Origin of the sequence: Gordonia phthalatica (genome assembly GCF_001305675.1) — a bacterium.
Classification (GTDB): domain Bacteria; phylum Actinomycetota; class Actinomycetes; order Mycobacteriales; family Mycobacteriaceae; genus Gordonia; species Gordonia phthalatica.
Window position 1 is genome coordinate 214,960 of sequence record NZ_CP011853.1, and the last position, 11,908, is coordinate 226,867.

Genomic DNA, 11,908 nt, shown 5'->3' on the forward strand with positions numbered 1-11,908 from the left:
CGACCGAGCGATCGTTCAGGCGTGGCTGGGGGATTCCTCGATATCGGCGCCCGGAGCAGCGGCGTCGATGGCGAGGGCGGCCTCAGCGCGACGGCGACGGTGCGTCGCGCGGATCCACACGGCGCCCGCGGCGGTGATCAGGACTGCGGCCGGGACGGTGATGCCGATGGTGAGGGCCGATGCGCCGGACAGTCCCTCGTAGAGGAGCCAGGCCGCGAAGGCGAAGAACAGGGCCGCGGCACCGAGCGCGATGGAGCGTTCCGGGAGGTGCCTGCCGAGCAGGCGGCCGACGGCGATGGCGAGTGCGTCCGCGGCGACCATGCCGATGGTCGAGCCGATCCAGACGCCGACCCAGTCGTTGTTGGTCGCCAGCGTGATGGTCGCGAGCATCGTCTTGTCGCCGAGTTCGGCGAGGGTGAACGAGCTCATCACCGCGAAGAAGACCGACGCACCGACTCGCTTCGCGCGAGCGGCCTCCTCGTCGTCGAGCTCGTCGCCGCGGAGTGTCCACAGACCGAACGCCAGCATCGACAGGCCGGAGAGGATCGCCATCAGGTCGGTGGGGATCGACAGACCGAGGAAGTGCCCGAAGAAGACGGAGGCTGCGTGCACCAGCGTGGTGGCGGTCAGGATGGCGCTCAGGACCACCCACCACCGGTAGCGCAGCGCGTACGTCATGGCCATCAGCTGGGACTTGTCTCCCAGCTCGGCGACGAAGATCACGCCGAAGCTCAACATCAGGGCGGCGAACATACTGTCACGGTAGGGCGGCCCATGTGCCGTACGCAACACTCGGAGAAGGTGTGAAACCGCAGGTCGGGAGGCCAAAAGTCGGGCTTCGGCGACCCGAAAACCAGGCCGCGGCGCACCGGTGGATCCGAGTCCGGTACGACGACCCGGCACAATGGGCAGGTGGTCAGGAAAGCAATCGACGCTCCAGCAGCGCCGACGGGACGTCTGCGTCCGCGCGAGTTCGCGGCGATCGCCGTGTTCAGCGGCCTGACGGTGGTTCCCGCGGTCATCGTGTCCGTGGTCCCGCTCGCCGCTGCCTTGGGATTCATGACGCCGGTGCCGATCGCGCTGCTCGCGGCTCGGACGCGGGTCCGCGCGGTCATCGCCGCGATCGTCACGACGGTCGCCGTCACCTTCGTCGTCACCGGACTCGGTCCGGCGTTCGCCGTGCTCGCGTCGGCGGTGATGGGCGGGCTGGTCGGCGAGGTGCACCGTCGCGGCGGCCGTGCGACGGCGATGTTCCTCATGTCGTTGATCGCGGCACCGATCATCGCGGGGATGTCGGTCCTGCTGATGTGGGTGCTGGTGCCCCTTCGCAAGCTGGCCCTGGAGATTCTCGACAACATCCTGTCCGGCGTGGCGAAGACGTTCCGTGCGGTCCGGTTCGAGGCGGGCGGCAACGCGATCGACTGGCTCGCCCAGCACATCATCGACAACTGGTGGCTGTGGATGTGGATTCCGGGCATCATCGGCTGCCTGCTGACGCTGTGGATCGCCGGCTGGCTGCTGACCAAGGTGCTCGACCGACTCCGCGAAGTCCCGCTCGAGGACACTCTCGAGGTCGCGAGCATCGTCGACGGAGACCGCCCCGTCGCCCCGCTGCCGCTGCGCATGGCGGGGGTGGGCTACACGTACCCCGGCTCCGACCGGCAGGTGCTGTCCGGGATCGACCTGGCACTGACCGCGGGCGAGTTCGTCGCCGTCGTGGGCGCCAACGGCTCGGGGAAGTCGACGCTGTCGAAACTCCTCTCGGGCGTCGAACCGACCATCAGCGTGATCGACCGGCCCGGGGCTCCCGGCCTCGGCCGCCAGGGCGGCACCGCGCTGGTCCTGCAACGACCCGAAGCGCAGATGCTCGGCGCCCGCGTCGCAGACGACCTGGTGTGGGGCCTGCCGGAGGGCACCGAGGTGGACGTCGACGGGTTGCTCGCCGAGGTCGGTCTGGCCGGCCTCGGCGACCGCGAGACGACCGACCTGTCCGGAGGCCAGCAGCAGCGGCTGGCGGTCGCGGCGGCCCTCGCCCGCGATCCGCGCCTGCTGATCGCCGACGAGGTGACCTCGATGGTCGACCCGGCGGGACGCGCCGACCTGATCGCGATCCTCGCCCAGTTGCCGATGCGCCGCGGCATCACCGTCGTGCTCATCACCCACCGCGACAGCGAGGCCCGCGCCGCCGACCGGGTGATCCACCTGGAGGGCGGGCGCGTCGTCGAACACCATCCGAGCTGGATGCATCCCGAGGCCATCAGCCCGCCGCTGCCGCAGCGGTACGACGATGCCGGGGAGCCGCTCCTGGTGGTGAAGGGCCTGCAGCACACCTATCTGATCGGTTCGCCGTGGGAGGTCACCGCGCTCAAGTCGGTGAACCTGCGCGTCAACCGGGGCGACGGCGTGCTGATCGTCGGCGGCAACGGATCCGGGAAGTCCACGCTCGCGTGGATTCTGGCCGGGCTGATCAAGCCGACCGAGGGCACCGTCCTGCTCGGCGACGAGCCGACCCACGAGCGGGTCGGCGACGTCGGCCTCGGCTTCCAGCACGCCCGCCTGCAACTCCAGAAGGCGACTGTCGCCGACGAGATCATGGCGGTCGGCGGCATCGAGGTCGGCACCGCCGAGGTGGGCCACGTGCTCGACCTCGTCACCCTGCCCCGCGAGATCGCGGCCCGTCGCGTCGACGCCCTGTCGGGCGGACAGATGCGCCGCGTGGTCCTGGCCTCGCTGATCGCCTCGAAACCCGACCTGCTGGTGCTCGACGAGCCGCTCGCCGGCCTCGACCCGCAGGCGCGCGAGGAGGTGCTCGCCGTCCTCGCCGGGCTGCGCGAGAAGGGCGCGACGATCATCATCATCTCGCACGACCTGGAGGCCCTCGACAAGGTGTGCAACCGACGGATCGAACTGGTCGACGGCGTGCTGGAAGGCGGTCTCTGATGCAGATCCCGATGCTCCGGCAGATTCCCGGAGACTCGCCGGTCCACCGGATGTGGGCGGGCAGCAAGCTGATCATCATCTTCTCGCTGGGCCTGATGACGTGGGTCCTGCCGTCGTGGCCGAGCCTGGCCTTCGTGACCGTCTGCCTGCTGATCTTCGTGCTCGCGGCCAAGATTCCGCTGGGTGCGCTCCCCAGGCCGCCGTGGTGGTTCTGGGCGCTGATGGCGGTGTCGGTGGTGTGGTCGTGGATCGCGCGCGGCGTCGACGGCGGTACCACCACGCTGCGCGGCATCGTGCTGGGCCTGGTGGTCGTGGCGATGTCGGTCCTGGTCATCTGGACCACGCCGATGGCCGACCTCGCGCCCGCGCTCGCCCGATTGATGTCGCCGTTGCGGATCCTGCGACTGCCCGTCGACGAGTGGGCCGTCACCATCGCTCTCGCCCTCCGCGCGCTGCCGCTGCTGGTGGAGGAGATGCGGCTGCTGTGGGCGGCGCACCGATTGCGTCCGCGGTCGAACGCCGACTCCGGACATCCGTCGGCCGAACTGTCGGTCCTCGACATCGTGGTCGCCGCGATGTCGTCGGCCATGCGTCGCAGTTCGGAGATGGCGGAGGCGATCACGGCCCGCGGCGGCACCGGTCGCCTGACCGCGTACCAGTCGCGGCCGGGGCGGATCGACGCGGTCGTGCTCAGCCTGTTCTTCGCGGCGTGCGCCGCGGCGATCACCGTCAGCGTGATCTACCTGTAGGAGTTCGCACAGCCACCACGTCGTCGGCCGGAAATGCGGCGTGTCGGCGGAGATGTCCGGCCGTACGCGTTGGTAGTGCGAGACGGGGCGCGAAGTACAGTGCGGGGAACGGGAGGAATGAGCGGAAATGAACTGGAAGAAGTACGGCGGCGGCTATCTGCTGGCGCTGATCGTGGTGACGGTGCTGTACTACCTGATCGACATGCTGCTGGGCGGTGACAGCTCGAACACGTCGATGATGCTGGTCGCGCCCGTCGTCGCGGCCATCTATCCGACGTCGGCGTTCGTCAAGGACCACCGACGCGTACCGGACTCACAGGAGCGGTGGCAGTTGCTGGGTCTGTGCTTCGGGATCTTCGTCGCGGTGCAGCTGATTCAGATCGGCGTCGTCACGGTGATCTTCGCGGACCAGGTGGGGGAGTTCTTCGACTCGCTGGACGGCGGGCTCCTGGCGATCGTGATGCTGGTGACCCTGCTGCTGGAGTTCGCGCTGATGTGGCTGCTGTTCCGCTTCTACCCGGGATACCAGCTCAAGTCGATGATCAAGGCCGAGGAGCGCAAGGCGGCCAAGGGCCGATGAGCCGTTGACCGGCATCGCCACCCGAGGAGGAACCACGTGACCGGCTACATCTACTACACCGCGTCCACGCTCGACGGCTATCTGGCCGACCCGGACGACTCCCTCGACTGGCTGTTGACGCAGCCGATCGACGAGGACGGGCCGTTCTCGATCGCCGACCTGATGGCGAGGACCGGGACCGTCGCCATGGGCGCCACCACCTACGAGTGGCTCCTGCGCCACCAGGGCGACGAGCCGTGGCCGTACGCGGAGCAGCGGACCTTCGTCTTCACCCACCGCGACCTGCAGCCGGTGCACCCGAGCATCACCGTCATCGAAGGGACGCCGGCGCAGCATCGGCAGCTCCTCGAGGACGCGGCTCGCGGGCGTGACGTGTGGGTGGTCGGCGGCGGCGACCTGGCGGCGCAGTTCGCGGCCGCCGGAATGCTCGACGAGATGGTGATCTCCTACGCGCCTGTGGTCCTCGGCGCGGGGCGCCCGCTGTTCACCGGCCGCTACGACTTCGAGCTCCTCGAGACGGCGCACAATCAGGCCTTTCTCATCGGTCGCTATCGGCTCGTCGGACCGCGGGAGTGACCGCGGCCCGATAGGTTGGGACGATCATGATCTCGGTGCTCACGGCGGCCCAACGGGCGCCTCGCGCGGAGACCCGGCGGGCCGGACCGTGCCCTGCACCGCAGAATCCGGTCCGCCGCGCGTGACGGTGATGCGGTCCTCGACGTCGACGCGATCCTGGCGCCGCTCACGAGTCAGGCGGAGATCGAGTGCACGGCAACCGATCTCGACGCGCTGCTGGAGCCGCCCGCGACGGCGTGCGCGGCGGTCTTCGCGGCGAGCGCCGACCGCGCAGGCGTGCCCGGGAATCGGGAGCCGCTGGCCGCGATCGGTGCCGACTTCGGGAGGCTCGCCCACCTGCTCGACGCCGTCGACGACCGCGCCGCCGATCGGGTCGCAGGCGATTTCAATCCGCTCGACGCGACCGGGACCACGGACGAGACCGCCGTGCGGCGTGCCGGGATGCTGGCCGAGAACATCGTCGACCGGTACGAGCAGCTGGTGCTGCACGACGACCGCCTGCTTCGGGCGCTGCTGGTCGGCGGTGTGGCCAGGGCTGTGCGGGCACGCCGGAAGGCGTTGACGCACAGGATGATCGGATGCGGTGCCGCGTCGGCGGGCGGCCGGACCGGCTGGCCCGCGTCGCCGCCGCCAGGTCACCGCGTGGACGCACCGTGGCCGCCGCCCTTCAAGCCGAATCGTCGCTGGTACGAACGGATCCTGCCGTTCACAGGCGTCAGCTGCTGCGGGCCGGCGCTCTGCACGGACCACTGGAATCACTGCTCGGACAAGTACAAGTCGCCGGCGTGCGAAGCCCTCGACTGCGGCTGCGACGCCTGCGACTGCTGCTGTTGTTGCGACTGATTCCGACCCGGGAACGCAGAACGACCCGGCACCTCTCGGTGCCGGGTCGTCGAGCCGGGTAATCGGCCGCGGACTGAAGGATCAGGCCGGGACGATGAGGCCGTTGCCCTGGGTGCGTGCGCGATCGAAGCGCTCGCCGGCGTCGGCCCAGTTCACGATGTTCCACCAAGCCTTGACGTAGTCCGGCTTCACGTTCTGGTAGTCGAGATAGAAGGCGTGCTCCCACATGTCGAGCATGACGACGGGGATCAGGGCGGCGGAGGTGTTGCCGCTCTGGTCGGTCAGCTGCTCGATGACGAGGCGCTGGCCGATGGTGTCCCAGCCGAGGATGGCCCAGCCGCTGCCCTGCAGGGTGGTGGCTGCGGCGGTGAAGTGCGCCTGGAACTTGTCGAAGCTGCCGAAGTCGTTGTCGATGGCGTCGGCGAGGTCGCCCACCGGCTTGTCGCCACCGTTGGGCGACAGGTTCTTCCAGAAGATGGAGTGGTTGGTGTGGCCGCCGAGGTGGAACGACAGGTTCGCAGACAGTCCGAAGACCTTGCCTGCGATGGTGCCGTCTTCACGAGCCTCGGCCAGCTTCTCGAGAGCGGTGTTGGCGCCCTTCACGTAAGCAGCGTGGTGCTTGCTGTGGTGGAGCTCCATGATCTTGCCGGAGATGTGCGGCTCCAGCGCGCCGTAGTCGTAGTCCAACTCAGGCAGAGTGTATTCAGCCACGATGGTCCTCTCGTATGAAGATTGGTGAAAGATCCGTACCCGGGTCCAGTTTCTACATTTCCGTAGACCGGGACTTTCTGCAACAGCCACGCCGGACCTGCGCAAAAAGGGTCGACACCCCGAAGTCAGAGAAGGGCGACCAGAGCGAGCGCGACGAGAATGACCACGATCGACGCGGAGATCGCCATGCATTGAGTACCGACCTGCTGGTCGAAGGCGGGGCGGTCGTCGGTCGCGTCGCGGAGGAGCGACTGCTGGTCCCCACTCATGCTCCACCTCCCAAAGCCGTTCCGCGGTGACGCGTCTCACAGGTCGCCGTTGGGGCGAGCCTACGTCGTTCGGGTCGCGGCGACAAATTCTCCGGCGACGTACGCTGGTCGCATGAGCTTGTTCGATCGGATCATGGCCGCAGCCGATGTGAAACGCGTGATGGTGAGTCGCGACGACGCGCTGCCCGGGCGGGCCGCGCCGATGCCCGTTCCGGCCGAGCACCTGGTGCTGCACCGTCCGCTGCGCGGTGAGCCCGACGAGACGGGTGCCTACGGCCCCGCCGGGATCGGCGACTGGGGCCCGGATCTGCGCACGGTGGTGCTCGCCGGCGGCTGCTTCTGGGGCTTCGAGGAGATCTTCTGGCAGCTCCCCGGCGTGGTGAGCACCGCGGTCGGCTACGCCGGCGGCTACACGCCGAATCCGACGTACGAGGAGGTGTGCACGGCGCGGACCGGTCACGCCGAAGCCGTGCTCGTCGTCTACGACCCGAAGCAGTTGAGCTTCGACACGCTGATCCAGACGTTCTACACGGCGCACGATCCGACGCAGGAGATGCGGCAGGGCAACGACATCGGCACCCAGTACCGGTCGGCCGTGTTCACATTCGACGAGGCCGAGAACGAGGTGGCGGTCGCTGCGGCCCGCCGCTTCGAGCCCGTGCTCGCCGCCGCCGGGTACGGGCCGGTGACCAGTGAGATCTCGCTGATGTCCGACGCGGGCGACGGAACCTTCTACTACGCGGAGGGCTACCACCAGCAGTACCTCTTCACGAACCCCAACGGATACCGCTGCCACGCGCCGACGGGGCTCACCTTCCCCGAAGCCGGGTGAGTCGCCCGCGCCGGTGACCCCCAGCGTCAGCCTGCGGCAGTGGAACCGGACCCTGCTGCATCGCCAACACCTGATCGACCGCGTCGACGACGACGCCGTCGAAGTGATCGATCGGTGCGTGGGTCTGCAGTCGCAGGACCCGCAGGCGGCGTTCTTCGCGCTCGAAGCACGGGTCGCCGACTTCGATCCGGCGGAGCTCGATGAGCTGCTGACCGAGCGCGAGGTGGTCCGGATGGCGCTTCACCGCGGGACCGTGTTCCTGATGGACGGTCTCGACGCGCGATGGATGCGTCCCGCCCTGCAGCCGGTCCTCGACGCCGCCGTCGCGACGCATGCGCGCGGATTCCACGCCGTGACCGTCGACGAGGTGACGGCCGCCGCCGTCGAGGAGTTCGCCGAGAGCGACGGGCCCGTGTCCGCCGCGGATCTGCGGGCTCGGTTGGCCGCACGATGGCCCCACGAACCCGCCGCCGACTTGGTGGCGACCGTGCGCGGTGCGCTGCCCTTGGTCCAGGTTCCGCCGCGCGGCCTGTGGCGGCGGTCGGGAGCGCCGTCGTACGCGCTGCTCGACGACTGGATCGGTGACGGCGAACCCGGGTTGACCGGCGACGAGGCCGTCCGGGACCTGATTCGCATGTACCTGCGTGGCTTCGGACCGTCGACCGTCGCCGCGATCCAGACGTGGTCGGGTCTGCGGGGTCTGCGGCCGATCGTGGAGGCGATGGAGGCGGACTGGGAGTTGATGAAGCTCACCGGCCCGAACGACGAGACCCTTTACGACCTCGAGGGCCTGCGCCTCGCCGACTCCGCGGTGCCGATCCGGTTCGTCGCACCGTACGACAACGCGGTCTTCGCGAAGACCGATCGGATTCGCGTCGCCGACCCGGACGTGTACGCGCGGACGCAGACGGCGAACGGCCGGTCGCCCGGCTTCGTCCTGGTGGACGGGCGGCTGGCGGCCACCTGGCAGCTGCGCGACGGCGCGGTGACGCTGACCGAGCTCACCGACCTGCGGCAGGCGGACCGCCGCGCGTGTGAGAAGGAAGCCGTGCGGCTGGCGGAGTTCGCCCGACGGTAGCCGGGCGCGGTTCAGACGCCGGTTCGCGGGTTGCGGTGGGTGATGCAGTACAGCCGCCCCGCGGGGTCGGCCATCCGCACGGTGTCGCCGTCACGGGAGACCACCGTGGCACCCCAGTCCTCGTGCCGCTCCACCTCGTCGTCCACATTGTTCGCGGCGAGGGCCGTGTGCGCGCTGGCCTCGCCCTCGTCGGTTCGGAGGATGACCACCTGCAGCGACAGTCGGGGGCTGTGGTTGAGGGCCACCTCGTCGCGGCCCGCGGTGTCGATGGGGCCCTTCCCGGTGAGGACCGACCAGAAGTTGACCTCGGTGTCGAAGGCCGCCGTCGGCACCTGGAAGCGGAGTTGGTCGATGATGCTGATGGCGCCGCCCGGCCAGCGGATCGGTCGCGCACGGAGTTCCTCGCCGTCCCACGGAACCAGGCAGAAGACGCCGCCGATCGGGGAGCGCAGGGTGATGACACCGTCGTCGGCGGCGGCCTCCCGGGTGGCGCCGAGGGCCTCCGCCTCGAGCGCGCCCGCGACGGGGTCGTCGACGTGGACGTCCAGGTGCATCCCGCCGGGGCCCTCGTCGACGCGCTGCACCCGCAGGTAGGGGTCGCCGTGGAAGGGTTCGAGCGTCGCGAACTGCTTCGAGTCTCCGCGCGGCGGGGAGACGGTGCTGCCGGAGATCGCCCGCCAGAAGGTCACCTCCGTACCGAAATCGGCAGCGGGGAAGTCGAAGAACGCGGTGAGCCAACGGACATGCACAGTGATCGAGTGTAGAGCGGGGAAAGTCGCGAGATCGCAACTCGAAAGTAGAACTGGAGAGTTTCTTGGCGCGTGTTGTCCACAACTCATCCACAGACGGGCTGGGGATGAACTCAACGAATTCTACTGATCGGTAGTGCCTACTTTTGGCTTCTTTAGGGTGAACGGGGGACAAAAATGAGACGTGGAGCACCCTTCGGTATCGTTTCACCTCCCGTTATCCACAATTCCACAGGTTTGTCCACAGATCGCTCCGTTCCTGTTGGCAAGTGTGGATCAACAGGCCGTCCAGCAAACTGTGGATGGAATTATGCAAGTCTGCATAGAAGGTGCTTGTTGCGTGATCGCTCTGCTGTGGTAGCGAGGCTGGCACGCCGTATTCACTCGTTCGGAGGACGGGACGGCCTCCGCGTCGGGCGCCTTTGTGGAACCATGGGGGCGTGAGCATGGACGAGATCGACACGGTGGCGGTCACCGACCTTCCCGACGACTTCACCGGAGTCGTCGGACAGGTGCTTCTGGACGTTCGTGAGAACTATGAATGGGAAGAGGCGCACGTCCGCGGCGCTCTCCACATTCCGCTCGACTCCGTCCCCGAGCGCATCGACGAGATCGATCTCGACTCCGAACTGCTCGTGGTGTGCCGCACCAGCGGAAGATCGTTCCGACTGTCCCAGTACTTGGCGATGCGCGGCATCGCCGCGACCGTGGTTCGCGGCGGGATGGTCGCCTGGCAGGCGGCCGAGAAGCCGATCGACACGGGCACCGAGGGCATGGACGGGAGCGCGTCCGACTGATGCTCGACGTCTGCCCGGCCTGCCGTATCCAAGCACCGCACCGGCAGGGCCGCGAGATCTGCCCGCGCTGCGGCGGCCCGCTGACCGTCGTCGACGACTACGGTCGCGCCGTTCCCCGGCAACGCCCGGTCCCGTCGGCTGTCGCCCGCCCGGCCCCGAGTCGGCGTCCGTCCGTGAACCGACCTCCGCTGCGCTGGACCGCAGACCGACCGGCCGAGGCCCGCCCCGAGCCCCGCGCCCCGCAGCCCGCCGCCCCGACCGGCACTCCGCGGTACTTCGCGGTGCCGCGCTGGGGTCTCGTCGACGCGCCGCTGTCGGGCGCCTCCGACGACCGGGCCGCGGTCGAGCCGTCGGCGCCGTTGCGCCGGACGCTGTCCCTGGTCACCTACATGCTCGGCGCCGCCGCGGTGGCGCACCTGATCCGCTACGTGATCGCGGTCGTCAACCGGACCACGCCGATTCCCGCGTGGCTGGACCTCCTGTCCGGGGCCGCCGTCCTGGTCTTCGGCACCTTCGCCGTCGCCGGGATGCTGCTGGCGCTGGTCGCCTTCGTGCACTGGCTGCTCGCCGTCCGGACGGCGGCGTACGCCGAGGCCGACCTGCGCGACCCGAGGCCGCGCCTGCACCAGTGGCTTCTGGCGGGTGTGCCGCTGGTCAACGTCGTCGGTGCGCCACTCCTGCTGACCGAGGCGGCACGGTGCGATCCCGACACTCTGGACGCCGCCGCCGACCGGATCCGTCGGATCGCGATCGCGTGGGGCCTGGTGAACGGTGTCGCGCTGATCGCCGTCGGCTACCGGATCGGCGGCTGGTTCAGCGACTCGGTGCAGGTGCACGCCGACGGTCTGGCCGTCGTCACGCTCTCGCTCGCCGTGTCCGCGGTCTTCGCCCACTGGGTGGCGCCGCGGCTGGTGACAGTCCTGACCGGTCCGATCCACGAGTCAACACGCGAAAGGCGGTTGGTGGCGGCATGAGTACTTCCGACATCTCCCGATCCGGCAAGCCCGCGGTCGTCGCGCACCGGGGCGCGTCCGGAGAGCTGGCCGAGCACACGGCCGCCGCCTACGACCTCGCGCTGTCCCAGGGGGCCGACGGCCTCGAATGCGATGTGCGGCTGACCGCCGACGAGGAGCTCGTCTGCATCCACGACCGCACCATCGAGCGGGTCTCCGACGGCACCGGCGTGGTCAGCGAGATGACCCTGGCGCAGTTGCGCGAGCACGACTTCGGCTCGTGGCACGCGAGCGGCGAGTCCGCGTCGGTCCTGACGTTGCGGGAACTGTTGACGATGACCCTGGACTGGCATCGCCCGGTGAGGCTGTTCATCGAGACCAAGCACCCGGTCCGGTTCGGGAGCCTGGTGGAGACCAAACTGCTCGACATGCTGCACGAGTTCGGCGTTGCGTCGCCGCCGTCGGCCGACCACAGTCGCGCCGTCGTCATCTCGTTCTCCGCCGCCGGCGTCTGGCGAGTCCGCCGGACGGCCCCGATGCTGCCGACCATCCTGCTCGGCGACACCGCCCGGATCATCGGCGGCACCGCGGCGACCGCGGTCGGCGCCACCGGCGTCGGCCCGTCGATCGAGACGCTGCGGATGCATCCGGAACTGGTGGACCGGGCCGCTGCCGCCGGACGTGTCACGTATGCGTGGACGTGCGACGCACAGCCCGACGTCCAACTGTGCGCCGACCTCGGCGTGCGGTGGGTCGCGACCAACTACCCGGCTCGGGTCCGGGACTGGCTCGTCACCGTCGACTGACGCGCCCGATCCGGTGGCGCACCGC

At 69.2% G+C, this 11,908-nt stretch carries 14 protein-coding genes; 10 read left to right on the forward strand and 4 right to left on the reverse strand.

Annotated elements, in window-relative coordinates; translation table 11 throughout:
• Positions 1-15 precede the first annotated feature (15 nt).
• Positions 16-753 carry a TMEM165/GDT1 family protein gene (locus ACH46_RS00965; RefSeq protein ID WP_062391287.1) on the reverse strand — a complete coding sequence of 246 codons (738 nt, stop codon included), beginning with the start codon at positions 751-753 and terminating at the stop codon, positions 16-18.
• Between the two features lie 159 nt (positions 754-912).
• On the opposite strand from ACH46_RS00965, the gene ACH46_RS00970 reads away from it, so the two are divergent.
• The 5 genes from ACH46_RS00970 (at position 913) to ACH46_RS00995 (ending at position 5,688) form a co-directional block, all read left to right on the forward strand.
• Positions 913-2,940 carry an ABC transporter ATP-binding protein gene (locus ACH46_RS00970; protein ID WP_062391288.1) on the forward strand — a complete coding sequence of 676 codons (2,028 nt, stop codon included), beginning with the start codon at positions 913-915 and terminating at the stop codon, positions 2,938-2,940.
• Positions 2,940-3,689, forward strand: a complete 750-nt coding sequence (locus ACH46_RS00975) for an energy-coupling factor transporter transmembrane component T family protein (protein ID WP_062391289.1) — start codon at positions 2,940-2,942, stop codon at positions 3,687-3,689. The genes ACH46_RS00970 and ACH46_RS00975 overlap by 1 nt, the downstream gene beginning before the upstream one ends.
• A 127-nt stretch (positions 3,690-3,816) precedes the next feature.
• Positions 3,817-4,269 carry an ABZJ_00895 family protein gene (locus ACH46_RS00980; protein WP_062391290.1) on the forward strand — a complete coding sequence of 151 codons (453 nt, stop codon included), beginning with the start codon at positions 3,817-3,819 and terminating at the stop codon, positions 4,267-4,269.
• A gap of 36 nt (positions 4,270-4,305) precedes the next feature.
• Entirely contained in the window at positions 4,306-4,845 is a 540-nt protein-coding gene (locus ACH46_RS00985; RefSeq protein ID WP_062391291.1) for a dihydrofolate reductase family protein, read from the forward strand.
• A 213-nt stretch (positions 4,846-5,058) separates the two neighbouring features.
• Positions 5,059-5,688 (forward strand): hypothetical protein, encoded by a 630-nt coding sequence (locus ACH46_RS00995; RefSeq protein WP_470303241.1) that lies wholly within the window; start codon positions 5,059-5,061, stop codon positions 5,686-5,688.
• 81 nt (positions 5,689-5,769) lie between these two features.
• Here ACH46_RS00995 and ACH46_RS01000 read toward each other — a convergent pair whose 3' ends face one another.
• On the reverse strand, positions 5,770-6,399 hold the full coding sequence (locus ACH46_RS01000) for a superoxide dismutase (protein ID WP_062391294.1): 630 nt from the start codon (positions 6,397-6,399) through the stop codon (positions 5,770-5,772).
• 125 nt (positions 6,400-6,524) lie between these two features.
• Positions 6,525-6,668: a hypothetical protein gene (locus ACH46_RS21180; protein WP_157850981.1), complete on the reverse strand. Its 144-nt coding sequence runs from the start codon at positions 6,666-6,668 to the stop codon at positions 6,525-6,527.
• A 112-nt stretch (positions 6,669-6,780) separates the two neighbouring features.
• Here ACH46_RS21180 and msrA point away from each other — a divergent pair, with 112 nt between their 5' ends.
• Together msrA and ACH46_RS01010 are read left to right on the forward strand one after the other, a co-directional pair.
• On the forward strand, positions 6,781-7,500 hold the full coding sequence (msrA, locus tag ACH46_RS01005) for a peptide-methionine (S)-S-oxide reductase MsrA (protein ID WP_062391295.1): 720 nt from the start codon (positions 6,781-6,783) through the stop codon (positions 7,498-7,500).
• Between the two features lie 13 nt (positions 7,501-7,513).
• On the forward strand, positions 7,514-8,578 hold the full coding sequence (locus tag ACH46_RS01010) for a winged helix DNA-binding domain-containing protein (protein ID WP_062391296.1): 1,065 nt from the start codon (positions 7,514-7,516) through the stop codon (positions 8,576-8,578).
• Positions 8,579-8,589: 11 nt separating this feature from the next.
• On the opposite strand, the gene ACH46_RS01015 is transcribed toward ACH46_RS01010, so the two are convergent.
• A complete protein-coding gene (locus tag ACH46_RS01015) occupies positions 8,590-9,327 on the reverse strand; it encodes a VOC family protein (RefSeq protein WP_062391297.1) in 738 nt (245 codons plus the stop codon).
• A 446-nt stretch (positions 9,328-9,773) separates the two neighbouring features.
• Between ACH46_RS01015 and ACH46_RS01020 the strand changes: the two genes are divergently transcribed.
• The 3 genes from ACH46_RS01020 to ACH46_RS01030 are packed head-to-tail and all read left to right on the forward strand — an operon-like array spanning position 9,774 to position 11,883.
• Complete coding sequence (locus tag ACH46_RS01020; RefSeq protein WP_062391298.1) at positions 9,774-10,124, forward strand: rhodanese-like domain-containing protein; 351 nt, start codon at positions 9,774-9,776, stop codon at positions 10,122-10,124.
• Positions 10,124-11,098, forward strand: a complete 975-nt coding sequence (locus tag ACH46_RS01025) for a DUF4328 domain-containing protein (RefSeq protein WP_062391299.1) — start codon at positions 10,124-10,126, stop codon at positions 11,096-11,098. Before ACH46_RS01020 ends, ACH46_RS01025 begins: the two co-directional genes overlap by 1 nt.
• Positions 11,095-11,883 (forward strand): glycerophosphodiester phosphodiesterase, encoded by a 789-nt coding sequence (locus tag ACH46_RS01030; RefSeq protein WP_062391300.1) that lies wholly within the window; start codon positions 11,095-11,097, stop codon positions 11,881-11,883. Before ACH46_RS01025 ends, ACH46_RS01030 begins: the two co-directional genes overlap by 4 nt.
• The last annotated feature ends 25 nt before the right edge of the window (positions 11,884-11,908 follow it).

What these genes read in the sequence shown, in the direction of transcription:
- ACH46_RS00965 (WP_062391287.1), bottom strand. Translation starts at nt 753, where the DNA reads ATGTTCGCCGCCCTGATGTTGAGCTTCGGCGTGATCTTCGTCGCCGAG.
- ACH46_RS00975 (WP_062391289.1), top strand. Translation starts at nt 2,940, where the DNA reads ATGCAGATCCCGATGCTCCGGCAGATTCCCGGAGACTCGCCGGTCCAC.
- ACH46_RS00980 (WP_062391290.1), top strand. Translation starts at nt 3,817, where the DNA reads ATGAACTGGAAGAAGTACGGCGGCGGCTATCTGCTGGCGCTGATCGTG.
- ACH46_RS21180 (WP_157850981.1), bottom strand. Translation starts at nt 6,668, where the DNA reads ATGAGTGGGGACCAGCAGTCGCTCCTCCGCGACGCGACCGACGACCGC.
- msrA (WP_062391295.1), top strand. Translation starts at nt 6,781, where the DNA reads ATGAGCTTGTTCGATCGGATCATGGCCGCAGCCGATGTGAAACGCGTG.
- ACH46_RS01020 (WP_062391298.1), top strand. Translation starts at nt 9,774, where the DNA reads ATGGACGAGATCGACACGGTGGCGGTCACCGACCTTCCCGACGACTTC.
- ACH46_RS01025 (WP_062391299.1), top strand. Translation starts at nt 10,124, where the DNA reads ATGCTCGACGTCTGCCCGGCCTGCCGTATCCAAGCACCGCACCGGCAG.
- ACH46_RS01030 (WP_062391300.1), top strand. Translation starts at nt 11,095, where the DNA reads ATGAGTACTTCCGACATCTCCCGATCCGGCAAGCCCGCGGTCGTCGCG.